This is a genomic window from Bacteroides mediterraneensis (assembly GCF_025993685.1).
In the GTDB taxonomy this organism is placed as follows: domain Bacteria; phylum Bacteroidota; class Bacteroidia; order Bacteroidales; family Bacteroidaceae; genus Phocaeicola; species Phocaeicola mediterraneensis_A.
This window is the reverse complement of the sequence record NZ_DAJPEN010000001.1, coordinates 1,667,920-1,691,385: the sequence shown is the minus strand read 5'-3', so window position 1 is coordinate 1,691,385 and position 23,466 is coordinate 1,667,920. Positions and strand designations below refer to the sequence as shown.

At 47.8% G+C, this 23,466-nt stretch carries 24 protein-coding genes and 1 pseudogene; 3 read left to right on the top strand and 22 right to left on the bottom strand.

Annotated elements, in window-relative coordinates; all coding sequences use genetic code 11:
* Positions 1-66: 66 nt before the first annotated feature.
* The 19 genes and pseudogenes from OIM59_RS07070 to OIM59_RS06980 all read right to left on the bottom strand — a co-directional run bounded on the left by OIM59_RS07070 (position 67) and on the right by OIM59_RS06980 (position 14,729).
* The gene (locus OIM59_RS07070) at positions 67-594 is read right to left on the bottom strand and encodes a lysozyme (protein ID WP_303895924.1); all 528 of its coding nucleotides are present in this window, start codon (positions 592-594) and stop codon (positions 67-69) included.
* Entirely contained in the window at positions 591-1,106 is a 516-nt protein-coding gene (locus tag OIM59_RS07065; RefSeq protein WP_204482231.1) for a DUF3872 domain-containing protein, read from the bottom strand. The genes OIM59_RS07070 and OIM59_RS07065 overlap by 4 nt, the downstream gene beginning before the upstream one ends.
* 4 nt (positions 1,107-1,110) lie before the next feature.
* Positions 1,111-1,998, bottom strand: a complete 888-nt coding sequence (locus OIM59_RS07060) for a toprim domain-containing protein (RefSeq protein WP_303895922.1) — start codon at positions 1,996-1,998, stop codon at positions 1,111-1,113.
* Positions 1,999-2,005: 7 nt separating this feature from the next.
* A complete protein-coding gene (locus OIM59_RS07055; RefSeq protein ID WP_204482233.1) occupies positions 2,006-2,581 on the bottom strand; it encodes a conjugal transfer protein TraO in 576 nt (191 codons plus the stop codon).
* A 2-nt stretch (positions 2,582-2,583) separates the two neighbouring features.
* Positions 2,584-3,603 (bottom strand): conjugative transposon protein TraN, encoded by a 1,020-nt coding sequence (traN, locus tag OIM59_RS07050; protein WP_204482181.1) that lies wholly within the window; start codon positions 3,601-3,603, stop codon positions 2,584-2,586.
* A 46-nt stretch (positions 3,604-3,649) separates the two neighbouring features.
* Complete coding sequence (traM, locus tag OIM59_RS07045) at positions 3,650-4,981, bottom strand: conjugative transposon protein TraM (RefSeq protein ID WP_303895920.1); 1,332 nt, start codon at positions 4,979-4,981, stop codon at positions 3,650-3,652.
* Complete coding sequence (locus OIM59_RS07040) at positions 4,971-5,267, bottom strand: TraL conjugative transposon family protein (protein ID WP_235326005.1); 297 nt, start codon at positions 5,265-5,267, stop codon at positions 4,971-4,973. The genes traM and OIM59_RS07040 overlap by 11 nt, the downstream gene beginning before the upstream one ends.
* Before the next feature lie 19 nt (positions 5,268-5,286).
* Positions 5,287-5,910 carry a conjugative transposon protein TraK gene (traK, locus tag OIM59_RS07035; protein ID WP_204482185.1) on the bottom strand — a complete coding sequence of 208 codons (624 nt, stop codon included), beginning with the start codon at positions 5,908-5,910 and terminating at the stop codon, positions 5,287-5,289.
* A 33-nt stretch (positions 5,911-5,943) separates the two neighbouring features.
* Positions 5,944-6,948 (bottom strand): conjugative transposon protein TraJ, encoded by a 1,005-nt coding sequence (gene traJ / locus OIM59_RS07030; protein ID WP_204482186.1) that lies wholly within the window; start codon positions 6,946-6,948, stop codon positions 5,944-5,946.
* Between the two features lie 3 nt (positions 6,949-6,951).
* Entirely contained in the window at positions 6,952-7,581 is a 630-nt protein-coding gene (locus tag OIM59_RS07025) for a DUF4141 domain-containing protein (RefSeq protein ID WP_204482188.1), read from the bottom strand.
* Positions 7,582-7,615: 34 nt separating this feature from the next.
* Entirely contained in the window at positions 7,616-8,014 is a 399-nt protein-coding gene (locus OIM59_RS07020; RefSeq protein ID WP_204482190.1) for a DUF3876 domain-containing protein, read from the bottom strand.
* Positions 8,015-8,065: 51 nt separating this feature from the next.
* Positions 8,066-8,716, bottom strand: a complete 651-nt coding sequence (locus tag OIM59_RS07015; RefSeq protein WP_205096152.1) for a hypothetical protein — start codon at positions 8,714-8,716, stop codon at positions 8,066-8,068.
* Between the two features lie 16 nt (positions 8,717-8,732).
* A complete protein-coding gene (locus tag OIM59_RS07010; protein WP_217770915.1) occupies positions 8,733-11,243 on the bottom strand; it encodes a TraG family conjugative transposon ATPase in 2,511 nt (836 codons plus the stop codon).
* Complete coding sequence (locus tag OIM59_RS07005; RefSeq protein ID WP_303895915.1) at positions 11,240-11,572, bottom strand: DUF4133 domain-containing protein; 333 nt, start codon at positions 11,570-11,572, stop codon at positions 11,240-11,242. Before OIM59_RS07005 ends, OIM59_RS07010 begins: the two co-directional genes overlap by 4 nt.
* A gap of 8 nt (positions 11,573-11,580) precedes the next feature.
* On the bottom strand, positions 11,581-11,898 hold the full coding sequence (locus tag OIM59_RS07000) for a DUF4134 domain-containing protein (protein WP_204482197.1): 318 nt from the start codon (positions 11,896-11,898) through the stop codon (positions 11,581-11,583).
* Positions 11,899-12,072: 174 nt separating this feature from the next.
* Complete coding sequence (locus OIM59_RS06995; protein ID WP_217770914.1) at positions 12,073-12,801, bottom strand: conjugal transfer protein TraD; 729 nt, start codon at positions 12,799-12,801, stop codon at positions 12,073-12,075.
* Positions 12,802-12,885: 84 nt separating this feature from the next.
* Positions 12,886-13,242: a DUF3408 domain-containing protein gene (locus OIM59_RS06990; RefSeq protein ID WP_205096148.1), complete on the bottom strand. Its 357-nt coding sequence runs from the start codon at positions 13,240-13,242 to the stop codon at positions 12,886-12,888.
* Between the two features lie 12 nt (positions 13,243-13,254).
* Positions 13,255-13,677, bottom strand: a complete 423-nt coding sequence (locus tag OIM59_RS06985; RefSeq protein WP_217770912.1) for a DUF3408 domain-containing protein — start codon at positions 13,675-13,677, stop codon at positions 13,255-13,257.
* Between the two features lie 2 nt (positions 13,678-13,679).
* Positions 13,680-14,729 (bottom strand): annotated as a pseudogene (locus OIM59_RS06980) (ParA family protein).
* Positions 14,730-15,149: 420 nt separating this feature from the next.
* Between OIM59_RS06980 and mobA the strand changes: the two are divergent.
* The 3 genes from mobA (at position 15,150) to mobC (ending at position 19,089) form a co-directional block, all read left to right on the top strand.
* Positions 15,150-15,635, top strand: a complete 486-nt coding sequence (mobA, locus tag OIM59_RS06975; RefSeq protein WP_303895909.1) for a conjugal transfer protein MobA — start codon at positions 15,150-15,152, stop codon at positions 15,633-15,635.
* Entirely contained in the window at positions 15,635-16,885 is a 1,251-nt protein-coding gene (gene mobB, locus OIM59_RS06970; protein ID WP_303895907.1) for a conjugal transfer protein MobB, read from the top strand. Before mobA ends, mobB begins: the two co-directional genes overlap by 1 nt.
* Before the next feature lie 197 nt (positions 16,886-17,082).
* Positions 17,083-19,089 carry a conjugal transfer protein MobC gene (gene mobC, locus OIM59_RS06965; RefSeq protein ID WP_303895905.1) on the top strand — a complete coding sequence of 669 codons (2,007 nt, stop codon included), beginning with the start codon at positions 17,083-17,085 and terminating at the stop codon, positions 19,087-19,089.
* A 414-nt stretch (positions 19,090-19,503) separates the two neighbouring features.
* On the opposite strand, the gene OIM59_RS06960 is transcribed toward mobC, so the two are convergent.
* The 3 genes from OIM59_RS06960 to OIM59_RS06950 all read right to left on the bottom strand — a co-directional run bounded on the left by OIM59_RS06960 (position 19,504) and on the right by OIM59_RS06950 (position 23,276).
* A complete protein-coding gene (locus tag OIM59_RS06960; RefSeq protein ID WP_303895904.1) occupies positions 19,504-20,394 on the bottom strand; it encodes a GTP pyrophosphokinase in 891 nt (296 codons plus the stop codon).
* A gap of 2 nt (positions 20,395-20,396) precedes the next feature.
* Complete coding sequence (locus OIM59_RS06955) at positions 20,397-22,532, bottom strand: NACHT domain-containing protein (RefSeq protein ID WP_303895902.1); 2,136 nt, start codon at positions 22,530-22,532, stop codon at positions 20,397-20,399.
* Between the two features lie 126 nt (positions 22,533-22,658).
* Entirely contained in the window at positions 22,659-23,276 is a 618-nt protein-coding gene (locus OIM59_RS06950; protein ID WP_303895900.1) for an RteC domain-containing protein, read from the bottom strand.
* Between the last annotated feature and the right edge of the window lie 190 nt (positions 23,277-23,466).

Genomic DNA, 23,466 nt, shown 5'->3' with positions numbered 1-23,466 from the left:
TTTTCATTAAAAGGACAAAAGGCATACCAACTTGAATACAGCATGCCTTTTATGTCATTTTGTCATTTATTTCAGAACATACAGCAGCAGAAATTCCATCTTCCGTCGCCGCTCTATCGAGCGGATTTTCCGCCCCTTGTAGTGGCAGTAGGATATATACTCCTTATAGATGTCCCTGTCACCGGCTTCCAGCTTTCGGATCAGCTTGCTTTTGGGTATCTTTCCGCTGCCCAAGAGCCGGAACGGTCCCACATTATAAGCTAATGTACCCAGGAGCAGCGAATCCTTTCCCAGATGCCGGAACATGGCGCAAAACTTCCGAAGGTCTTTCCGCAGCAGCTCGTCAGCCTGCTGTCTTGTCATGGTGCGTGCCGAGTGTTTCTCGCCCGGCTGGAGGCAATGCCCCCAGCCGACATAAGGATGGTTCTTTTCCGAGTGCCAACCCTCAAAATAGCGCACACACAAAAATGCCCTCTCAAATTCCGGCAACCTGAAAATCCTTGCTTCCTTGGCTGTTTCCCTTTCAGGTTCCTGTGCCGACAAAGTGCAGCCTAACGAAAGGAAACAGAGCAGTAACAACATCCTGTACCTCATTCACGGATTTGTTTGGAAGTGGACGGACTGACGGCTGGCACACTGTCGCTTTCCGTTTCTGAAGTGTTGGAGTTGTTGAAATCAAACTCCATTTCATGGGAGTTGCCGAAGTTATCCTCCACGACCACTATGAAATTCTGTGTTTCATCGCATTGCGAGGTGTAGTACAGACGGAACTTCTCGTTCTCCAGCAGGTAACGGTCGTTCGGCAGGAATACCGTACCGTTGTCCATCTTCAGTGTCCCTTTACCTTCATACTGGAAGTAACGTATCGTATAGAGTGTATTGGCAAAATTGCCCTCCTTCTTCATCTCACAGCGGATTTCCACGGTCTGCCCCTTTGCCACATCGTGAGGGACAGGCATGGTTTCCACCGTAAACGGGTAGCTCTGCTGTATGTCCATATCGTCATCGCAGGACGCAAAAAGTCCCGCAGCCAGGACAGCCATGCAGACTGCCACTGCCTTGAAAATTGATTTGCCTCTGTTGCTGTTATTGTTCATAATCTTCATCATCTTATCTGATTTTAAGTTTGTTGTTATTCTGTTTGTTTATCCGTTGTTGCAAATACTCGTTCAGGTCCTTGCAGCCTTTGTATAACCCACGGCAGTCCGACACTTTCTCACCGTACCGCATCCGCAGTTTTTCCACCGCCAGGTGTCCGGCTTCATCGTTGTCGAGGTAGCACCGTATCCTTTCGTAACCGTCCAGATAACGGAAACTCCTGTCCACATTGGCGACCGAGTTCAGGACAAGGCTGTCGCCGTCCTCCGCCATGCCGAGCGTCACGGCGGACAGGAAGTCCATGAAGCCCTCATAAAGGCTGCAACTTTCAGCCTGCCCGTCCTTCCGCTTTATCAGGGATACGTCTTTGGGCGGTATGCACCCTTTGAAAAGCCGGTTCCGGAGTTCATAACCGCCGGACACATTGGAGAAGCCGACGGCGAAATATTTCTTCTTGTGGACGTAGTAGTTCAACTGGCAGCAGTAAAAGGACGCTGTATCGGGAGATATGCCACGTTCCACCAGATATTTCTTCAAAGCCTGATACCGCAGGGGCAAGACCTCCACGTCCTCAAAGGACGGTTCGGGAGTCTTTTTCCTGAAGGTGGAAGCATCCGGCTGCACCATAGGCACACCGGCACTTTCCGATATGAACCTTACCTGTGCGAGAAAATCACGGCTGTGGATAAACTCTCCGGCAAGATTGAAGATGTCACCGCCTATGCCCAGCCCGAAATCGTACCAGACATTCTTTTCCACATTCACACGGAAGGACGGTGTCCTTTCGCTCCTGTAAGGTGCCGAATACCACAATTCGTTTCCGCTTCTTCTTGTCGGTTCATGTCCCAGCCTTCGGAGAAAGTCCGCAATCGGTATCTGCCTCATTTCAGCTATATCCATACCCGTCCTAATTTATGATGAACTTGATACCTATTCCAAACTGCGTGTGGAGCTTTCTCGTGTCACCTCCCCAAAGACAACGCTCGCGCAGGCTGGCAAGCAGAGCCAGACGGTCAGCCACATACACCTCCATGTCGAGCGTCACCGCACCGCCATAGACAAAGGCGTCACTGTCGTGGAGCCTCGCCCCGTCATACAGCACCTTGTCGCCCCAGTTCACCGTTTCATATCCGGCAAGAGCGGAAACGCCGGCATAGAGAAACACGATTTTGCGGGCATCGGAAAGCACCTTGAAGTGGTAGCCGCCTTCGGCGGTAAACTGTGCCACCGGTATCTTCACATCATTGTACGGACTGTTTTTCAACAGGTATTCACCGCCCAGCGACCATTTGTTGCCGTTTTTCGTATAGGTCGAAAGAAGCGCCCCGAAACTGTGCCCTCCGTCATTGCCGCCCATCCTGAAACCGTCCGTCATTGCCGCCTTCACTTCGATGCCCTGCATTCCCGGCAGGCATCGCTGGGCGTTCGCCCGCCCCGTGAACAGGGCAAGCGACGCTGCCAGTGCTATCATGTACTTTCTCATGTTCATCGTACCTGAAGTTCGTTAATCGTTGTGGCTCGTACCAGATCCTCGTTCTCTACGGTAAAGGACTGGTGACGTCCTCCGTTCTTCTCATGCAGTTCCACCACGAGGCATTTGTCGTCCGGAATGGTGAACTTGGACATCGTGAACACGGTACGTTCCTTTTTCTTTCCCGGCACGCAGGTCACATAGTTCTGCGCACGGAGCGGAAGAATGACCTGTTCCTGCACGGCTGTACGCTTTGCCACCTTCTTGTCCACGATTTTCCATGTGATATAGTCCACGTCAAACGGGACGTTGCTCTGGTTCTTGATTTCCGTATGGAAATACAGAAGTCCGTTATGCGTATAGATGCCTTTGAGGATATACTGGATACCGAAACGCTTGCAGCCGATATGCTTCACCTCACGCTTGTTCTGTCTGTGGATGGACTTCATGATAAGACGCACCAGCATCGGACTTTCATTCCCCAGTTCCTTCAGGTAAATCTCCATCGCGTTGTTCGGACGGTTCACCGCTTCACCGTCGTGGATGAAGTCGCACATCTCCACATTGAGGAGCAGCGGCTCTTCCGCATATTTGACGTTGAAGGTGTAAAAGCCGCCGTCCTCCGTGATGACGCTCATGTTCGTCTCGTTCTGGAAATTTCTTACCGTAGCTTTCACTCTTATCACATTCTCAGCCCCGTCCGCTTTTCCGGCAATAAGGTTCGGTGAACCCAGGTCCACGTAGCGCACCTCTGACGGAAAGATTATATGCACGGTTTTGTTGTAGGTCACTTCCAGTCCGTGCGGCGGTATCATGCGGTCAAAGGTCAGCTTGCGGGTCAGACCGTGATACAGGTCGCCGTCCGCCTCTTTCTGCGGATAGATTTCTTTGCTCAGAGAGAGTTCCTGAACCTCTTCCTGCTTCACTTCCTGAGCCGGTCTGTCACTTCCGTTTTCTTCGGCGGTCTTGTTTTCCTGCGCTTGGGCAGATACGATGCCCATAAACAGGGCGAACATCATAATTACTTTTTTCATTTTACTTTGGATTTAGTGGTAATAATAAATTGATAATTTTTTGTTGTTAATTTCTGTCCTGATACAGCATGACCCTGTATCCGGCTTTCAGATGTACCTTGACGGTACGCATCTTCTTGGCTATATACTGGCTTGTGCCCTGTATCAGCCCCTTGCCCAGATCGGAGGCGAGCTGTGCCTTCGCATCGGTGGAGATGTTGATGCTGCTGCCGAGCGATCCGCCCATGTTGGCGGCTACCTCACGGACTGCGTTCATTTCCATCGAGTTCGGGATGAAGATTCCTTCCTGTCCGTCCGTGTCGTAAACGGAAAGCTCGACCGGAATGATCGTCCCCTCATGTTCCAGCGAAGTGACTGCTATGCCGAGACGTTCACCCTGAATCCTTGCCGCTCCGACAAGGACGGCATTGCGTGGGATGATTTTCTCCGCAACCGCCATCGGCTCCAGAAGCCGCAGCCGGACAGCCTGCCCGTCCGTCACGCTCTGTGCCCCATAGACACATGCCGATATGGTGTTCTTGTCCGATACCGTACGGCTTCCCACTGCCGTGTGGAAACCCATGTTGCGCTCCTGTGCATACATGGCGGCAAATTCCGCATTGCTCATAGGCTGTGCAAGGGAGGAAACCACCTGTCTGGTAACCTGCTTGACCGGCATTGCCGTATGCTCTTCCGCCTTCCGTACCGGCGATGCCTGTGCTGTCTGTTGTCCGTTCTGACCACCCATGTATTTGGATGCCAGTTCATACGACTTTTCCATAAGCACCACCTGCTCGTCCATTGAGGAACCTTTTTCCTTCTCCCTTTCAAGTTCCGTTTCCAGCGAGGATATGCGCTCCATCAGCTCCTCCATTTCAGCACTGTTTCCCGAAGGCTGCTTATAGAAGTTGCCGAGCGTGGCGTTCAGGTCACGGTAGGCGGTGGCCGATGACCTGATTGTCTGCGAAGCCGGCGATGATGCCGTATCCGTATCACTTCCGCCACCGGGACTGGCAAGGTCGAAGTCCGGATTGTCCCCGGTCACGGAAACTTCCCGGTCGAACATGCTGCCGAGTTCCTGCATGGCATGGTTGCGGCTTGCCCTGCGTTCCTCCATTTCTCCCTGCTCGTAGGCTTTGACCTTGTCACCGATAATCTTCCTGTTGTCCTTGTCCGCATCCGGTATCTCCGTGTTGTAGCCCGTCGCACCCGGCTGTTCCTTCTTGTCGGAAGAGGGAGCGAATATCAGCCACATGGCACCGATGAAGACCAGAACCATTGCAGGCAGGACTATCATCTTCTGACGTTTCAGCCTTTGCGCCTCCGTCAGTGGTGTACGTTCCCTGTTCTTCTTTTCGGGGCTGTCCCCGTTCTCTTTTCTTGTTTCCTTATTTTCCATCCTTATACTGTTTTATAAAATTGTGATGAATCTTGCCGCCGCATTCTCCCTTTACGGGGAGCTGTCCGGCGTGTCCGATATTCAGTTTCCGTCCGTCATCACGTCCTATATCGTACAGCGACTTTCCGAACGTGTAAAGGGCAAGCGTGGCAAATACGGCCAGCATAGCCAGTATGATTCTTTTCCTTGTCTTTTGCGGAAGTCCGTCCAGATAGTCCTTCAGTCCGGAAACTATCCGCTCTCTTGTACCGCGGATTTTCTCATATGCCATCCGCAGCGGTTTCATTGCTTTTTCTTTCATTCCATTATCTTTTGACGGTTTGCAGGTCCTTGTTCTCTATGATGGTGAACCCCTCTATCGTGAATCCGTTGGGATTGTCGTCAGACCGCGAGGCGTTCAGCAGGCGGCAGGTCGTCACGAGGCTGCGCTCCGTGACGTTGCTCTGACGGATTATCTGCTGGGTGGCATAGGTGGTCGCACGGTAGGGATAATGCTCGAAATCGCACACCACACTGTCCACTTTCAGCACCTGCGTGATATTGCCGGCAATGATGCGGTTGTAGTAGCCCTTTTCCGCAAAGTCCGAGTAATAGTTATACACGCTGCGGTCTGCCAGCAGCAGGGCACGTCTCACATTGTGCTCGATGGCGCTCTTCTCCGGTGACAGGGTAAAGAACAGTTCGTGAAAGCGACGTACATGCTCGCGGGCTTCCGCAGGACGGTTCTGTGAAAGATCCTGCGAGAGAGCCAGCATCAGGCTCTTGCCGTTGTCCAGCACATAAATCTTTTCCCTCTGCTTTTCCGCAAAGCGGTAGGAACTCCATACGCTCCACACCGTTATCACGGTACACAGTGACAGGAAGACGATACCGAACAGGCGTATCTGCCTGAATGATGTTTCAATATTCTTCAATGACTTGAATTCCATATTACTTTATCTGTTTTTAGTTGTTCTGTTGGTTTATTTCAGCAGCTTGCCCACACGTCCCGTCACGTTTCCGGCGGTGGCACCGGCAACACTGCCTGTGAATCCGGCGGATTTTCCGGCTACCTGATTGACGTTGCGTCCGTAGTTGCCCATGCCTCCGGCCTGAATGATCCAGCCCGATACGGTCGGAATGGTAAAGTATCCGATAATCCCGATTATCATGAATACGATATACACGCCGTCGCTCGAATCAAGAGAGAAGTTCGGGTCCGCCTGCATACGTTCGATGTCGCTTTGCAGCATCAGTACCTGTATCTTTGCCAGCACCGTACTGAACATGTCCGATACGGGAAGCCACAGGTAAACCTGTATATAGCGGCAGATCCACTGCGTCAGCGTGCTCTGGAAACCGTCCCATACCGATATGGCGAAGGCTATCGGACCGAGTATCGCCAGCACCACGAGAAAGAACGTGCGTATGGTGTCTATGACAAGACCGGCAGCCTGGAACATCAGTTCGAGTATCTCGCGGAAGAAGTCACGCACGGACTTTTTCATGTTGTACATGCCACGTTCGATATACATTCCCGTCATGGTCACCACGTCCTCCGGCGACCAGCCCAGTTCGTCCAGCTGCCTGTCAAATTCCTCGTTGCTGACAAGATAGGCGGTTTCCGGATTGCGCATCATCGCCTCATGTTCAAGCTCGTCTTTCTGCTTGCGGTATTCGTTCATGTCCAGCGTTTCCGCCTCCAGTATCTTTGCCGTTCCCTGAACGATGGGCGACATGACCCCGTTGAGCGTTCCCAGAACAAGCGACGGGAAAAGCATGATGCAGAATCCTATCGCAAAGGGGCGCAGCATGGGGAACACCTCTATCGGTTCCGCCCTGGCAAGTGACTGCCACACACGGTAGGCGACATAGAACAGCGCACCCAGACCGGCAATCCCTTTCGCGACACCGGCCATGTCCTCGCACAGGGGCATCATCTCCTCGTAAAGCGAGCGGAGTATCTGATGAAGGTTTTCAAAGTCCATAGGCTACCAGTATCTTTCGTTTGCATTTCCGTAAAGACCCAGCACGCGGTCAAGGTCGTTTTTCTTTTTCGCACGCAGATAGCTTACCGAAATGTTCTTGTTGGTATAATAGCCGACAAGGTTCCGGTATCTTCTCATTTTCGAGTAGCAGCGTTCCACCACGTCCATGCGTTCCTTGTCCGTCATCGAGAGTGTGGTGATGTTCACCACGTTCTTCAGTTCCGTCAGCACGTCATTGCTTTCCTCAAGCAGCTTGGTATATCCGAACGCGATGGCTCCGAGTTCCTCCACGGTGAAGTTCTCGTCACGCATCATCTTCTGGAAACTGTTCACATAGATGTCCGTGATGTCGCCCACCATCAGGATGGTCTGCTGCACCTTTCTGGCGTCTTTTACAAGATTGTTCACCGATTTCAGCGCGTCATAATACTTCTTTCCCTGCTCGTAGATCTTGACGGTCTCCTGAAAGTTCTTGACCATATTCGTTGCGGTGGTTGAGGTATGCGCCACATTCTTCGAGGTGTTTATGATGCTTTGCGCAATGTTGGACGGGTCTATGACCGCCCATTGTGCGCTTGCCCTGCCTGCGTAAAGCAGGCACAGGCAGAAGATTGTCAGAATTTTTATTCTCATTTTCTTTCTTTGGATTTAGTGGTCATTATCGGTTTCATTGTCTGTCTTCCGCGTTGTCTGCTGCGGGAGTGGCCCTTATATAGTCCCCGTTCGGCGAGAAGGTCAGGATGTCCGTTTCCTCATTGTACGCCACATCTATGCGGAATCCGGTATTCATAAACAGGTTTCCGTTGTCTTCCATCTGCAGCAGATAGGTTTCCGGCTTCAGCTTGCGGCTTATGCCGCTGCGTTTGAATACGGTCACCTTGTACGCATTTCCTTCCTTGTAGATGAGCAGGTCGGGTTTGCTTTCCACGCTTTCCCAGTTACCGCAGATGCTTTCGCGCACGTCCTTGTCCTGTTCCATGTCACATGCCTGCATCACCAGTGATGCAAGTCCTATCAGACCGCCGCAAAGCAGTCTGAGCTGGGATTTTGTAATCTGAATGTCCATACTTTTTCTTTTTTTGATGTTACTGTTGTTTTCTTTGTTATTTGCTCCGGTTCAGAAGCCCATTCTCCTGCCTTTCGGCCTGCAAGGGCGGATACCCGGTGCGGGGCGGTCCGGATTTTCCTTCCTTGGCTGTACCGCCTGTTTCTCCTTCGGCTTGCCGAACAGCTCGTCCGCGTCCGACCTTCTGCCCGTCATTCTCGAAAAGCGGCTGTCCAGTTCCCTGTATGCCTGTTCCACCTGCCTGAGAATGGTTTCGCGGGGAGCCTTGCGGTCAATTCCGTATTTGTCAAAGAAGCCGGGGTTGTAATGTACCGGGTCGTCATAATCTTTCCTTACGGTCATGCCTCCGAGCAGCAGAAGTTCCTTGTAAAGTCCTTCGATATACACTCTCGAAGGACTGCCGCAGATGCTTTCGTATGCCTTTTCCACTGCACGGGTAAGTCTTCCGCCGACTTTTCCGGCATCCGGGACTTCCCCTTTCTGTCTTTTCTCGCTGTACTGCCTGCCGTCCATTTCCTCAAGTTCCTTATACAGCCGGTAGTCTTCCGAAAAGCCGTACTGTTTCTGGATGTCTTCCGGTATGTCGGCACCGTATATGAGGAACTCCTTGAGCCGGGTGGCATGTCTTTCCGTTTCCTGCCTTTTCTGTTCGGCTCTCATGTATGCGTTGTCCATATCCATATTGTCAGTTTTTTTATTCATGAATCTTTTTCATTTTTCAGCCTTTCCGTTCTTCTCGCCTTCTTTCCGCAAGCTGCCGGATGGCTCCCTCTATGTCACCGCCCAGTTTTTCCGCCAGGCGGTAAACCTCCGTCTTTTCCGATTCTTCCGTCGTATAAGCCAGATATTCCTCCGGACTCACTTCCGTGGCATAGACTGCCGACTGCGTACCGCCAAGCCCTATCCACACCTCCTTGTAGAGCCGCGACGGGTTGTTCGCCATGTTGATGGAAAGAATCTGCGACTTCTCCTTTTCCGTCAGTCCGAGCAGGGTCTGTATCTGGTCGAACTTGTTCATGTACTTCCTCTGGTCAAGCAGTATCTTGCAGTCGGAATTGTTGATGATGCTCTCCTTGACTACGGGCGATGAGATGATGTCGTCCACTTCCTGCGTGACGACAATCGCCTCGCCGAAATACTTTCTCACCGTCTTGTACATGTAGCGGAGATATTCCGCCATGTTCGCCGACGAGAGTGCTTTCCAGGCTTCTTCCACAATCAGCTGTTTTCTCACTCCCTTCAGGCGGCGCATCTTGTTGATGAACGCCTCCATGATGATGATGGTCACCACCGGAAACAGTTCGCGGTTTTCTTTTATGGAATCAATTTCGAACACGATGAACCGCTTGTTCAGCAGGTCGATGTTTTCTTCCGAGTTCAGCAGGAAGTCATAGCGTCCGCCCCTGTAGTATTGCCTCATGGTGGTCAGCATGTTGTCAATGTTGAAGTCGGACTTCTCTACCTTGATTTCACGTCCGGCCAGTTCACGGCGGTAGTCATCGCGCATGTATTCGTAAAAGGTGTTGAACGAGGGAACGATGCTCCGGTCTGCCTTGATACGCTCTATGTAGGCGTTCACGGCGCTGCCCAGCTCTCCGCTTTCGGTCTTTGATACCTTGTCGTCCTCCGATTTCCAGATGGTCAGCAGCAGGGTCTTGATGCTGTCCTTCTTCTCCACGTCAAACACATAGTCGTCCGTATAGAACGGATTGAACGAAATGGGCTTTTCTTCCGTGTAGGTATAATACACGCCGTCTTCGCCGTGTGTCTTACGCCGGATCATTTCGCACAATCCCTGATACGAGTTTCCGGTATCCACAAGGACAACGTGCGTTCCCTGTTCATAATACTGCCGGACAAGATGGTTCATGAAGAACGACTTGCCGCTGCCGCTCGGTCCCAGCACGAACTTGTTGCGGTTGGTCGTGATGCCGCGTTTCATCGGAAGGTCGGAAATGTCGATGTGCAGCGGCTTTCCCGTCAGACGGTCCACCATCTTTATGCCGAAAGGCGAAAGCGAGCTGCGGTAGTTGGTCTCTTCCGTAAAGAAGCATACCGCCTGTTCGGTGAAGGTGTAGAAGCTCTCTTCGGCAGGGAAATCGGCGGCATTGCCGGGTATGGCCGCCCAGAACAGGGTCGGACAGTCAACGGTGTTGTGCCGGGGCATACACTCCATGCTTGCCAGCTGGCTGCCCACGTCATTTTTGATGTGCCGGAGTTCCTCCGCATCATCGCTCCACGCCATGACATTGAAATGTGCGCGTACCGAGGTCAGCCCGTAGGAATGGGCTTCGTTCAGGTACTGGTCTATCCATTCACGGTTGATGCTGTTGCTCCTTGAATAGCGGGACAGGGATTGCATGTTGCGGGCGGACTTCTCGAACTTACGCAGGTTCTCCTCGCTGTTGTCCAGTATCACATACTGGTTATAGACATGGTTGCAGGGAAGCAGTAGTCCCACGGGACTGGCAAACGAAAGACGGCAGTCCGAGCGGTCGGTGGAAAGACGCTCATAGCGGCTGTCGGTAGCCACCTTGCCGGGCAGGTCCTCCGTGTCGGAAAGCGTGTGCAGGCACAGGTAATTGTCACCGATGCGCATCCCCTTTGCCGAAAGGTCGATGTCCTGCAGGGCGACGTCGTTTTCAGACATCAGCGAAAAATAGCGTTCCAACAGTCCCTTCCTGTCGTCTGTGCCGACTATCTCATCCGTACCGAGCCGGCGCAGTCGGACAAAGCCGCTGTCGTTCATGATACGGGCGAACTGTTCCGTTGCCTCCAGAAACTTTTCCGATGTCTCCCTGTCCAGTTCCTTCGGGATGATGTGTCCCCTGCACAGCGTGCTGAAGTTGCTCTGCATCCGGTTACGTTCCCTGGTCGTTTTCGTCAGGTACAGGTAGCAGGTATGGCGCAGATAGGGTCGCTCGTTGAAATGACGCTCGAAGCTGCGCGAGAGGAAGCTCATGTCCTCCTTTTGCAGTTCCGGTCTGTACGTCTCACGGATGAACCAGTCCTGCTTGTGGACGATGGAGAAGTCCGGCAGCACCTTGATGGCCTTGCACCAGCACCCGTGTATCGCCTCGTACTCCGCACCCGTGACCGTGTAAAGCTCCGGCAGTTCGACTTCGTAGGCGACCGTCAGGTCGGCATCCTTTGATACGATGCAGCCGTGTTCCACTGCAAGCAGGGGGAACTTGTTTTCCAGTGTAGTTATTCTTGATACGTTTCTCATATTTTCTCTTCCTTTCTTTTTCGTTTAAGCAGCCGGGCAATGCACCGACGGTTGGTCAGGTAACGGGGATGGCTTCTTGCGGCACCCAGCTTCATCAGCCCGTGTTCGCCGTACCGGGCATTCAGCGCGAAGGTCTGCCATACAAGGACGGAGGCGCCTGTCACACCGATGCCGATACATATCCATTGGTCGGTTCCGACCATATAGAGGATGACGAACAGGACAAAGAGGGCCAGAAGCCCGCCCACGAAGATGAACAGGTATTGTGCCTTTAGTCCCTTGAACTCAACCGAACGGCCGATACCCTTGTTGATCGGATATTCAGCCATACCGTATATTAAAGGAAGAATGAACGGAGGATTGTCGCCGCCACAATCAGGAAGATACACGCACCGAACCACGAAGCGGCGGTCTTGCTGGTGTCAGGATCACCGGACGAGAATTTGCCATAGACTTTTACGCCACCTATCAGACCGACAACGGCGCCGATGGCGTATATCAGCTTCGTTCCGGGGTCAAAATAGGAAGTGACCATTGAAGTGGCCTCGTTGATGCCTGCCAGTCCGTTGTCCTGTGCGAAAGCGGATGATACGGCAGCGATGAGAAGTGCTGCCGAAAGGATGATTTTCTTGCTGTTCTTGATGTTTCTGTTCATAAATACTTTTTGTTTGTGCCGTCAAAGGGTGGATAGTCCTTCTTCCGGCGGTTCATACTGATTTTGTTTTTGGTTTAGTGGTCTCCCTTTTGGTTCCACGGACTTGGGATTGTCCGTTCCGGCAGGCGGTTACCTTGTATCCGCTTTCCGGGTGTCGGTACTACTGTTCTTTCTTCATTCCTTTTTGGTTGTCGTTGCATATTTGCGGATGTCAAACTCGTCGATGTTGTCGGGTACCAGAAACTCGACTTCCTGCTCTTTCAACCGGATTTCAATCAGCCCCTTGATACGGACGCTCATTTCGGTGGAACCTTCCATAAGCATGTCATACAGCTCCGTACCCTCCATTTCGACAAATACCTTTGCAGCCTGTTCACGTTCCGTCCGTGTCGCATCTGGATTTCGGGCGGTCTTGACGGCCTTTTCAATCTCGTCAAAGCTGCTGCCGGAAGCCTGACGTCTGTCTGGGGTTTCCTCTTCCGGTTCACCTTCGCCGTACTCAACCTCTTCAGGAGGTATGTTGCTGAATACTTCGTCGAACTTCTCTTCCGGTACCCGTGCCGTCTTCCTTTCGGCTTCGTCGGCAAAGGTAACATCATCACTCTGCACTTCCTCGCCTTTATCCGAAGTGGCAGCTTGTGGCTTCGGTACGGTAGTCATTGTCCGGGTTACCGTCATTCTGAAACGGCTCTTGCCGATGATTTCCGGTGCCGTGGCGGTGGCGGACGCATCCGCTTCCGGGCTGCTGTCCTTTTCCTCCGCATGGAGCGACTTCCAGATGCCTGCCAGTTTCCCGAAGAAGCGGAACAGCCTCGTTTCCATGATCCGGTCATACATGAGCAGGAACACGAACCATACGTTGCAGGCGACCGATACGGTCAATAGGATTGTGGTCAGGCTCATGGGCGTTTTCCGTCGTTTATGTTGGACTTATGTTTCTCACTCGCGTATTTTCTGTTTTCCTGTCTTCTTTTCATCGTTTCATTCTTATGGTTGATATTCCTTTTCATAATTCTTCTCGTACAGGCTTTTTATTGCCTCGTCGGACTGCCCGAAATGCAGGGTAAGCACATGGTCGATGTAGGCCGACATCGAGAGCCGGTCATGTCCGATGACCCGTATGATACGCCTGATACGGTTATGGTAATCACGGCGTATATATGTCATTTTCCCGTCGCGTGCCCGCATCCCGGACTCCCGGATGAACAGCCGTTCATACTCCTTTTCGCTGTATTTGCCCCTTGCCGGTGAGGACGACACGATTTCCACGTTCGTCTGTATCCCGACGGTAATCATTTCCTTGCCGCTGTCATGCGGTCTTGCTTTTCTTTTTTTATGTTCCATTGTCGTTGATTTTTAGATTAAATCATCTCTTTGTTTCTTGTACAGTTCGTTGATCTGTTCCTTGTGCTGTTCCAGATGTTGCCGCAGTACGGTGTCCACGTAGCCGCCGACAGTTATCTCACGTCCGGCAATGTCATTCACGATTTTCAGAATCTTGCTGTGTACGTCGCGGCTGATATAGACACACTGGCGGGTTTTCAGCTCATTGCGGCGCAGAAACATCATATAGTCTTCCTCCTGCCGTTTCCGTCGGCTGCTTTCTCTTGACGTTTTCTCCTTTGCCGCCGGCGGTTCCGTTCCGCCTGTACTTTCTTCGGCCGGAGCGGCAGGGGGTTCCTGTGCAGGCCGTGTGTTGCCGTCCTGCGTGCGTCTGCCGATAGAGGCGATCAACAGTTCCTCGTCAATGTCCTCCGTATTCACTTTCCTGCTGCCCATGCTCAACGCCCGGTAATGATTTTACATATCTCTTCCGAAAACTCGCGGATGCCGCTCCCTTTCAGGAGTGACGCCTCAGTGGGGAATATGGTCGATCGGAACACGCTTTTGCGTTCTTCCGAAAGGTCGCGTCGGAATTTCTTGCTGTCCGGCAGGCGGGTCGAGAGTATCGAAAGTCCCATGTCCGCTATGACGTCCTCATAAACATCATACAGCCCGTTTTTCTCCCTGCCGTCCACCATCGTCCAGAACAGGTACAGTCCTTTGGTTTTCGACCGCCCCGTCGTCATGAGGTTGTTACGGAACATAGCGGCGAATTGCAGCGTGCTTTCCACGACAAAGCGGTCGGCGCTCATGGGGGCGAAGATATAGTCCATTTGCGACAGGGTTTTCACCACGCCGTTGCTTTTGAGCGTTCCCGGCATGTCAAAAAACACGATGTCCGGCTTGACCGCTTCCCCGCTTATCAGCTTTTCCGCGTCATCAAGGGCGTTCACCGCATCGCTGGCAATGACCGGATAGGCATTCCTTTTCAGCTTGCGGAAATGCTCGCAGGCGAGTGCCTTGAAGTACCGGCTCTCGTCAATCAGTTTTGTTTCGCGCTCACGGAGTCCGTAGATGCTGTGCTGCGGGGCATCGCAGTCTATCACGGCTACATTGTAACCTTTCACGTTGTGGAGATAGTTGGCGGCAAGCGCCGTAATGGTGGATTTTCCGATACCGCCTTTCTGTGTTGCGAATGCAACGAAGATTTCATTACTCATTGTCATAGATATTTAAGTTATTGATAAAATGATTTGTTGTTTCCATACAGAACCGGTGATTTCCGTTTCCGCTTCAATGAATCTGCAAACAGGCGGTTCATCACGTATCCGGTTCATTGGTGAAACAATGTTTCGGATAATTGGTGACTGACGACAGTACGTCATGAAATCATTGAATCTGTAAGTCACCGGGTCATTGAATATGCAGTTATCCGCTGAACCGGATAACCGTTTCGGCAAATGTTTGCCGGTTTGAATTTTCGGGTATTGGATGATGTCATTTCTCATATCTTCAAATCACTGTTTTTTTGAATCACGATGCAAATAAACATGGAAATAATGGAAGTTGTATCACTTCCCGGACAACTGGCAGCATGTTGCGCCGATAGGCAGCGATTGGCTTACTTAATACACTATTCCACAACCGTTTATCACCGTAACTTTGCCCCCGAACGGCAGGGTTTCCCGCTACGGGCAAAGCCGTGGGTCTGAAGGTTTCCTTTCCAATCCGTCCCCGACGGATTTTTGTTGGCTCCAGCCAACAGCAAGATGTCTTTTCAGCGGCTCAAAATGATTTGAGCATCCCTGAAAAGCACTTGCCTTTGCAGGGGGCGGGCTTCCTCTCCGAAGTCGGGAAGCCTGAAAAACCTGCGGTGGAATGTCCCCAAGGCGGGGCTTGTGCCGTGTAACCGCTAAATCCTAAGTAATATGATTGAGAAAAAGAAGAACAGTCCGCCGAAAAAGGGCGGAAAGACCGGGAGAAATCCCAAAATCGACCCGGCGGTGTACCGCTACACCGTCCGTTTCAACGAGGTGGAGCACAACCGTTTCCTCGCCATGTTCGAGAAATCGGGTGCCTATGCCAGATCCGTATTCCTCAAGGAACACTTCTTCGGAAGACCGTTCAAGGTGCTGAAAGTGGACAAGACACTGGTGGAATATTGCACCAGACTGTCCGATTTTCATGCCCAGTTCCGGGCAGTGGGAACCAATTACAATCAGGTGGTCAAGGAACTGAGGATGCACTTTTCCGAGAAGAAGGCGATGGCTCTGCTCTTCCGGCTGGAGCAGGATACCATCGAACTTGTGAAGCTGAGCCGTCAGATTGTAGGGCTTTCTGAGGAACTGAAAGAATGGGCGGCGAAGAATGCCGTCATGGAAACGGGATTGGAGAATGACAAAAATCAGGGGTGATGGTAGCAAAAATCAGCATGGGAAGCTCGTTGTACGGCGCACTTGCCTACAACGGGGAGAAAATCAACGAGGCAAGGGGAAAGCTCCTTGCCACCAACAAGATCTATAACGACGGTACGGGCACGGTGGACATCGGACGTGCGTTGAACGACTTTCTGCTTTACATGCCCTCACAGACAAGGGTGGAGAAACCGGTGGTGCATATATCGCTCAATCCGCACCCGGAGGACAGGCTCACGGATACGGACCTGCAGAACATCGCAAGGGAATATCTGGAGAGGCTCGGTTTCGGGGAGCAGCCTTATATGATATATAAGCACGAGGATATAGACCGACACCATGTGCATATCGTGACGGTCAATGTGGATGAGAACGGCAGGCGGCTCAACTGCGATTTCCTTTTTCGCCGCAGTGACCGCATACGCCGGGAGCTGGAGGAAAAATACGGGCTTCGTCCGGCAGAACGCCGGAGCGAGCGTCTTGAAAATCCGCTGCACGGAGTGGATGTTTCTGCCGGTGATGTCAAGAGGCAGGTCGGCAACACCGTGAAGGCGGTATGCAGGCAATACCGTTTCCAGACGATGGGCGAATACCGCGCCCTTCTTTCCCTTTATAATGTGACCGTCGAGGAAACTCAGGGAAACGTGCGCGGACGTGAGTACCGCGGACTGGTCTATTCCGCCACGGACGGTGCCGGGAACAAGGCCGGCAATCCGTTCAAGTCCTCGCTCTTCGGAAAGACGGTCGGCTATGATGCCGTGCAGAAGAAGTTCGCCCGTTCCGGACAGGACATCAGGGACAGGAAGCTGGCGGACGTGACAAAACGCACCGTACTTGCCGTACTAGGAGAAACGTATGACAAGGAGAAGTTCATTTCCCGGCTCAAAGAGAAGGGCATCGACACCGTGCTGCGCCACACGGAGGAAGGACGTATCTACGGAGCTACCTTCATCGACCACCGCACCGGCTGTGTGCTCAACGGCTCACGCATGGGCAAGGAACTTTCCGCAAATGCCTTGCAGGAACATTTCACCCTGCCGTATGCAGGACTCCCGCCGATCCGGCTCTCCGTTCCGGCGGAAGAATGCGAGTCGGCTTATACGCGCGATGCTTCCGATAGTGTAGATTATCCGGGCGGCATGGGGCTGTTCACTCCCGAAGGTCCGGCGGTCAATGCCGAAGAGGAAGCCTTTATCCGAGCCATGCAGCGTAAGAAGAAAAAGAAGAAACGCAGGGGCTTGGGATTATAAAAAAACTGCATCGTAATTAAAACTTTACGATGCAGCTATTTGATAAAATGCAACTATGGCATTAGGCCCAATGCTCTCATGCGATTTATCAGTCGCAAGGAGTACTCAAGATTGAACCTTCTTTTATAAAATTCTTCCATTTTATATGGTTCTTATATACAATAAATATATGTCAAATTCAAAAAATATCAATATTTATGTCACAACAGGAAGATGATTTGAGGGCACTTGCGAAAATCATGGATTTTCTCCGTGCCGTGAGTATTATTTTAGTGGTCATGAACGTCTATTGGTTCTGCTATGAGGCCATACGCCTCTGGGGTATCGAAATCGGCGTGGCGGACAGGATACTGGTGAATTTCAACCGTACCGCCGGACTGTTCCGTTCCGTCCTCTACACGAAACTGTTCGCAGTTCTTCTGCTGGCACTCTCGTGTCTGGGAACCAAAGGCGTGAAAGGTGAGAAAATCACCTGGCGCAGGATATGGACGGCTCTTGCCGCAGGCTTTGTGCTGTTTTTCCTGAACTGGTGGATACTGGAGCTTCCGTTTCATGTCGCGACGGTCGCCCTTCTGTATATCCTTACCCTTTCGGCAGGATATATCTGTCTGCTGATGGGGGGACTGTGGATGTCACGCCTGCTGAAGCACAATCTCATGGACGATGTGTTCAACAACGAGAACGAGAGTTTCATGCAGGAAACCCGTCTGCTGGAGAACGACTATTCCGTGAATCTGCCCACCCGTTTTTATTACAGGAAGAAGTGGCATCAGGGATGGATCAATGTGGTCAATCCCTTCCGTGCAACCATCGTGCTGGGTACTCCGGGTTCCGGAAAATCCTATGCCGTGGTAAACAGCTTCATCAAGCAGCAGATTGAGAAGGGGTATAGTCAATATATCTATGATTTCAAATACCCTGACCTTTCAACGATTGCCTATAACCACCTGCTCAACCACCTTGACGCATACAGGGTAAAGCCGAAGTTCTATGTGATAAACTTTGACGACCCGCGAAGGAGCCACCGCTGCAATCCCATTCACCCGGATTTCATGACGGACATTTCGGATGCTTATGAATCGGCATATACCATCATGCTCAACCTCAATAAAACGTGGGTGCAGAAGCAGGGGGACTTCTTTGTGGAGTCACCGATTATCCTTTTTGCAGCGATTATATGGTACCTCAAAATCTATCAGAACGGTAGATACTGTACCTTTCCCCATGCCATCGAGTTCCTGAACCGCAGGTACGAGGATATTTTCCCCATCCTTACCTCATATCCGGAGCTGGAGAACTACCTCAGTCCCTTTATGGATGCATGGCTGGGAGGGGCTGCCGAGCAGCTGATGGGTCAGATTGCATCGGCGAAAATCCCACTTTCACGCATGATTTCACCGCAACTGTACTGGGTGATGAGCGACAGCGAGTTTACGCTCGACATCAACAACCCTGAAGAACCGAAAGTCCTGTGCGTCGGAAACAATCCCGACCGCCAGAACATCTACGGTGCCGCACTGGGTTTGTATAACTCACGTATCGTCAAGTTGATAAACAAGAAGGGAATGCTCAAATCTTCGGTGATTATTGACGAGTTGCCTACCATCTATTTTAAGGGGCTGGACAACCTGATTGCCACGGCACGAAGCAACAAGGTCGCCGTGTGTCTGGGATTTCAGGATTTCTCACAACTTGTACGTGACTATGGGGACAAGGAGGCGAAAGTCGTGATGAACACTGTCGGAAACATCTTCTCCGGTCAGGTGGTGGGCGAGACCGCCAAGACGCTTTCGGAAAGGTTCGGAAAGGTCTTGCAGAAACGTCAGTCCATATCCATCAACCGGCAGGATGTCTCCACCTCGATTAACACACAGATGGACAGTCTTATCCCGCCGAGCAAGATTTCCGGCCTGACGCAGGGTATGTTTGTCGGTTCGGTGTCCGACAATTTCAACGAACGTATCGAACAGAAGATTTTCCATGCGGAGATTGTCGTGGACAATGCGAAGGTGGCGGCAGAAACGAAGGCTTACAGGCCTATTCCCATCATTACGGATTTTACCGACGAGAACGGCAATGACTGTATGCAGGAAAAGGTGCAAGAAAACTATAACCGCATCAAGGAAGAGGTGAAAATGATTGTTAACGATGAGCTGGAACGTATCGCAAATGATGTAAATTTAAAATATCTATTGCAGAAGTGACATTAATACTCCTACACACAATCCTGTAAAAATATAAAATCAATTACAGGATGGCACTATGCAAATGAGGCCGACCCAAAAGTCAAAATTCATAAAGGAGAACTTACAAACAGTAACTTAATAGTCCTAATTTTATTATTAAGAGCCTTATCATACCACCCAAAAAGATGTTTGATAAGGCTCTTTTATACATAGGACTTACAATTTGTAGTTTTCAGAAAATGTAATTTACTTTTGGGTCACTCTCATTTCTTAAAAAAATTGTTAGTATCCGATAAATATATTCAATAGTCTGATTATCAGTATTGTTATCATAGACAAGCCTCTATGTTAAAGTTGCTGCTCAATTCAATATATATATATCAATAAGTTATTGACAGTTTGAAAAGTTTTATAGGACATCTATATAAAAAATTACAATTTTCCAAATAACAAATCCATATCTTGTTTCAAAATTTTATCTTCATATTCTGCTAATTTTTTATCTTTAACCTTAATATGATTAATAAGATGAAGAACCGTATCGTAAGTAAGTGGATATGAAAATCCTTTTTCCATAACAGATTTCAATATAACTGATCTATTTACTCTAAATAGTAATTTTGCTGTTTCACTATGATCTGATAAATACGTACATAACTCTTCAGACAATCCCTTATCTGCAAAACGAACTCTCATTTTATTACGAAGCATGCTATTCCATGCTTTATTTTTATACTGCGAATAAGATAACCTGTCAAATAAAGTAAGCATTGCCCATTCGCTATTCTCAAGAGTCGCATAAATACCATTTAAAAGTCTAGATTCCTCTTTAAAATCATCCCATTCATCTTTACATTTATAACGTAAATCATGCTCTACTTCATGCCATCCTTCTGATAAAATCGTTCTAATCTGAATTTCATATGTATCATCAATTAGATCTTCATAATCAGTTTCTTGTCGTGCAGCTTTCATATCCTGTAAATGCTTTTCTTGTACACGCATTACTAAATTTAACCTTTTGGGACAAAACTTATCAACTTCAGATTCATCAACAGACTCACTATCAAAATTTGGCTGGTTTTTAAGATAATTGTGAATAATCTCAACATCATCAGTAAAATATAAAGTGATACGAAGAGCCAATAAATCTTGCATTTTTTTGCCTTTTTCCCTGTATTCTGCACTTTTCTTCTTCAACTTACTATCAATAGACATTTCCGATTTTGTGCGATAAAATACATGGTACATAATTCCACATTTATTTAATACAGATTCTAAATCTGCTACAATCTCTTTTAAAACTTTATTGCCTGCACTCATACTTATATGTTATTCTTATGATAGTAACTAATACCTAATTTTGATATATAAGAATTATTCCCATTAACTAAAATCATTTCTTCTTTTCTTAATACATCAAAAACAGCAAAAACTAAATCCAAATCTTGATTCTCGAAATCTTTTCTTATCGAAGAAATATACTTCATCTTTGGAGTCTTTCCATCAACTTTAAAATATTTTCCTAAAATCTGAATTCTTAAATCAGTATTTATTTGTTCTGACAAAATAGGAGGAGTTAATGAGTTTTCCAAAGAAGAAATAAATCCTTTATTAAAATCTTCACATCCATAACAATGAATATTTTGATATTGTAGTGAATTTTCTTTTTTTACTTTACAATCTATAAATTTACATCCAATAAATGCAACATTTTGCAATGCATTTACATCAAACGTACAACTATCAAATGTAGAATCCACCAATGAAGTATCAATAAATTTACAATTCTCACTAAGGAAACTTATATTTTTAAATTCAAAAGAATTAAACCCCTCACATTTATAAGTACCAACTATCTTTTTTAATAGAAAACAATCAGTAGTAATTTTTAAATATGAAGACATTCTGTTCTTAACCTTGTCAAGTTTCATCCAAAGTTTTAATCTATTATCTCCAGAAGAATATTGATAAGATCTAACAGCTAAATCAACTAGGGATTCTGGAAACGGTATAAGCTTATCTAAAAAATCATTTTGTTCTTTTTGTATAGAATTTCCAAGTAAATATCCAAAAATAAATTCATTAATAAAGGTAATAAAATCTTTATTGCCAATACGATCTAAAAGTGCATGATTTGTAAGCGTATCTGCAAGTTCTTCCAAAGTTTGTTTTGCAGGCATCAACTCTCTATAGTATAAAAGACTTTGTTTATTATATTCAATAATCAATTCTTTAACAAAACTTCTGCTTTCACCAGTAATATCAAATTCCGCAAAAGATTTTGCAAGATTCTCAAAAATTTGCATTTGATCATCTTTTCGGATAATTATATTTTGTCTCTCTCGTTCCCTATTTAAAAGAAATTCAAAATATTTTTCTGTAATCGTTTCTGGATAAATTAATAATTCACTAAATCCTTCATTATCAATATTACGTAGATACGTTAATAGAACTGGATTAGAAATATTTTCTAAAGGTACATTCTTTCTTATTATCTCATCATAACGCTCATCTGAAAGCCATTGTTTAATGTTAGGTTTTTCCAATTGGAATCTTACTACATCAAAATTACCATTATATGAATCAACCCAATCTATAAATTCTGTTCCTGCAAAAATGGCTGTTTTTCTTGATGTCAAGATAATCTTAGCCTCATCTGTTAATAAATCACCAATAGTAGAAAGCATTGTCTCTACTTGTTCAAATTCATTTAATTGTCCAGCTTTTCCGTAGTCTATATCTTTTGATAATAATTCATCAAATCCATCAATTATAAGGGGAATTCTTCCTTTTTTTATATTATAAACAACAAGTTCTTGTTTAGCAGTTGTATCTTTTTCTTTATCTATTTCAGACCAAAGAATATATTTAAATTGCTTTGCATCTCTATTTCTTGATAATTCCGTAAATATAGGTTTTTGTTTTTCGCAACAATCTTGGAAAGATTTATAAATTTCGTATGCCGTACATGTTTTACCAAATCCGGCAGCCGCTTCAATAACAACAAGGTGTGCCCCTTTCTTATTAATTATATCTTTAACCGCAGAAATAATATCAATTGATTCTTTTTTGAAATCTTCTGCGTTTTCACTATAAACAGAATAAGGCATACTAATATATTGATAATTAATCTTATTATCGTGATAGTGCTTTACTTGATTGTAAGTAAATTCACCATACCTTTTTATAATATCATTAGCCGTAGTTTGAGTATTAAAAAAACCTTTAAATAAATATTCTTCGGCTTGTTCAATGGTTTTAAAGTTCTGCCTTTTTGCATGGTATCCTAACTTTGAATAACGAGTAAGTACTGGTTCTATATCAACATCATTCATTATTTGGATTTCTGCACCATGGTACATTCCTTGATTCAAAAGATATACTCTATATGATGTATTGGTTTCTTTAACATCATAACCATATTCTTGAAATAGTCTATCTAACTTTTCTACATCCATATATCAATGTTAATTAAATATAGCACAAATGATTACCAATCATATTCTGAAAGTTTAAAGGTACACAATTTTATTATATTACATATGATTTTCTAAAAAAATTATATTCAAAAATATTGGTATAAGTTATCTCCTTTTCAGGTCCGCTTCCTCATCCCGCCTTATCCTTTCATTGAGGCGTTCCTGCATCTGCTCCAGAAAATGCGTGTGGCTGATGGTCTTTCTCCGTTTGATGTCGGTATAGAATCTGTAGCAGTCCTTCGTTTCAACTCCGAAGAAAGAATAGAGTATGGGAGCAAGTTGTTTCAGCGGGATTTCCCCATTGTTGATGCATCCCATTTCATGGATGCCGTATATGATTTCAACAAGGTCTATGGCATTGCCTGTCCATTGTAGGGGCTGGCTGTTCTTTTTCTCTTTTCTGTGTTCCGCCTGTGGCGTATGCACCTGTCCGCTGCGGATCTGACCGATATATTCCAGCATCTTGCGTACAAAGGATAATGCCTTGCGTACATAGATGCTCCTGTTGTTCCCAGTATTTTCAGTCTGCAGCGTATCATGGAACTGAAGTTCTGTTTCTGCAAAGCTCAGGGCAAAGAATGTGTTTTCCGGGTTCGACATGTTACTGCAGAGTGATACCACTTCCGATATGAATCCGTTGTAGGACTCCTGTATTTCATCATTGCAGGCACTGCCGCCTATCAGTCTGAAAAAACTTGTTTCTGTCAATATGAGGTGTTCCATTTTCTTTCAGTTTTATGTTATTACACTTGGTTTGAAGTGTGCGCACATAAAACTATGGGACAAATAGCGGTCCTGCGGGAGTGTTTTTCTTTTCGCATGAATATATCGCACTGATATTCAGCGAAATATTTGCTGAAAATATTTTTTGGAGCTTTCCCCGACGCCTCACTTTTTGTTCAGAATCTGAACG

What these genes read in the sequence shown, in the direction of transcription:
- OIM59_RS07070 (WP_303895924.1), bottom strand. Translation starts at nt 594, where the DNA reads ATGAGGTACAGGATGTTGTTACTGCTCTGTTTCCTTTCGTTAGGCTGC.
- OIM59_RS07065 (WP_204482231.1), bottom strand. Translation starts at nt 1,106, where the DNA reads ATGAAGATTATGAACAATAACAGCAACAGAGGCAAATCAATTTTCAAG.
- OIM59_RS07060 (WP_303895922.1), bottom strand. Translation starts at nt 1,998, where the DNA reads ATGGATATAGCTGAAATGAGGCAGATACCGATTGCGGACTTTCTCCGA.
- OIM59_RS07055 (WP_204482233.1), bottom strand. Translation starts at nt 2,581, where the DNA reads ATGAGAAAGTACATGATAGCACTGGCAGCGTCGCTTGCCCTGTTCACG.
- traN (WP_204482181.1), bottom strand. Translation starts at nt 3,603, where the DNA reads ATGAAAAAAGTAATTATGATGTTCGCCCTGTTTATGGGCATCGTATCT.
- traM (WP_303895920.1), bottom strand. Translation starts at nt 4,981, where the DNA reads ATGGAAAATAAGGAAACAAGAAAAGAGAACGGGGACAGCCCCGAAAAG.
- OIM59_RS07040 (WP_235326005.1), bottom strand. Translation starts at nt 5,267, where the DNA reads ATGAAACCGCTGCGGATGGCATATGAGAAAATCCGCGGTACAAGAGAG.
- traK (WP_204482185.1), bottom strand. Translation starts at nt 5,910, where the DNA reads ATGGAATTCAAGTCATTGAAGAATATTGAAACATCATTCAGGCAGATA.
- traJ (WP_204482186.1), bottom strand. Translation starts at nt 6,948, where the DNA reads ATGGACTTTGAAAACCTTCATCAGATACTCCGCTCGCTTTACGAGGAG.
- OIM59_RS07025 (WP_204482188.1), bottom strand. Translation starts at nt 7,581, where the DNA reads ATGAGAATAAAAATTCTGACAATCTTCTGCCTGTGCCTGCTTTACGCA.
- OIM59_RS07020 (WP_204482190.1), bottom strand. Translation starts at nt 8,014, where the DNA reads ATGGACATTCAGATTACAAAATCCCAGCTCAGACTGCTTTGCGGCGGT.
- OIM59_RS07015 (WP_205096152.1), bottom strand. Translation starts at nt 8,716, where the DNA reads ATGAATAAAAAAACTGACAATATGGATATGGACAACGCATACATGAGA.
- OIM59_RS07010 (WP_217770915.1), bottom strand. Translation starts at nt 11,243, where the DNA reads ATGAGAAACGTATCAAGAATAACTACACTGGAAAACAAGTTCCCCCTG.
- OIM59_RS07005 (WP_303895915.1), bottom strand. Translation starts at nt 11,572, where the DNA reads ATGGCTGAATATCCGATCAACAAGGGTATCGGCCGTTCGGTTGAGTTC.
- OIM59_RS07000 (WP_204482197.1), bottom strand. Translation starts at nt 11,898, where the DNA reads ATGAACAGAAACATCAAGAACAGCAAGAAAATCATCCTTTCGGCAGCA.
- OIM59_RS06995 (WP_217770914.1), bottom strand. Translation starts at nt 12,801, where the DNA reads ATGAGCCTGACCACAATCCTATTGACCGTATCGGTCGCCTGCAACGTA.
- OIM59_RS06990 (WP_205096148.1), bottom strand. Translation starts at nt 13,242, where the DNA reads ATGGAACATAAAAAAAGAAAAGCAAGACCGCATGACAGCGGCAAGGAA.
- OIM59_RS06985 (WP_217770912.1), bottom strand. Translation starts at nt 13,677, where the DNA reads ATGGGCAGCAGGAAAGTGAATACGGAGGACATTGACGAGGAACTGTTG.
- mobA (WP_303895909.1), top strand. Translation starts at nt 15,150, where the DNA reads ATGATTGAGAAAAAGAAGAACAGTCCGCCGAAAAAGGGCGGAAAGACC.
- mobB (WP_303895907.1), top strand. Translation starts at nt 15,635, where the DNA reads ATGGTAGCAAAAATCAGCATGGGAAGCTCGTTGTACGGCGCACTTGCC.
- mobC (WP_303895905.1), top strand. Translation starts at nt 17,083, where the DNA reads ATGTCACAACAGGAAGATGATTTGAGGGCACTTGCGAAAATCATGGAT.
- OIM59_RS06960 (WP_303895904.1), bottom strand. Translation starts at nt 20,394, where the DNA reads ATGAGTGCAGGCAATAAAGTTTTAAAAGAGATTGTAGCAGATTTAGAA.
- OIM59_RS06955 (WP_303895902.1), bottom strand. Translation starts at nt 22,532, where the DNA reads ATGGATGTAGAAAAGTTAGATAGACTATTTCAAGAATATGGTTATGAT.
- OIM59_RS06950 (WP_303895900.1), bottom strand. Translation starts at nt 23,276, where the DNA reads ATGGAACACCTCATATTGACAGAAACAAGTTTTTTCAGACTGATAGGC.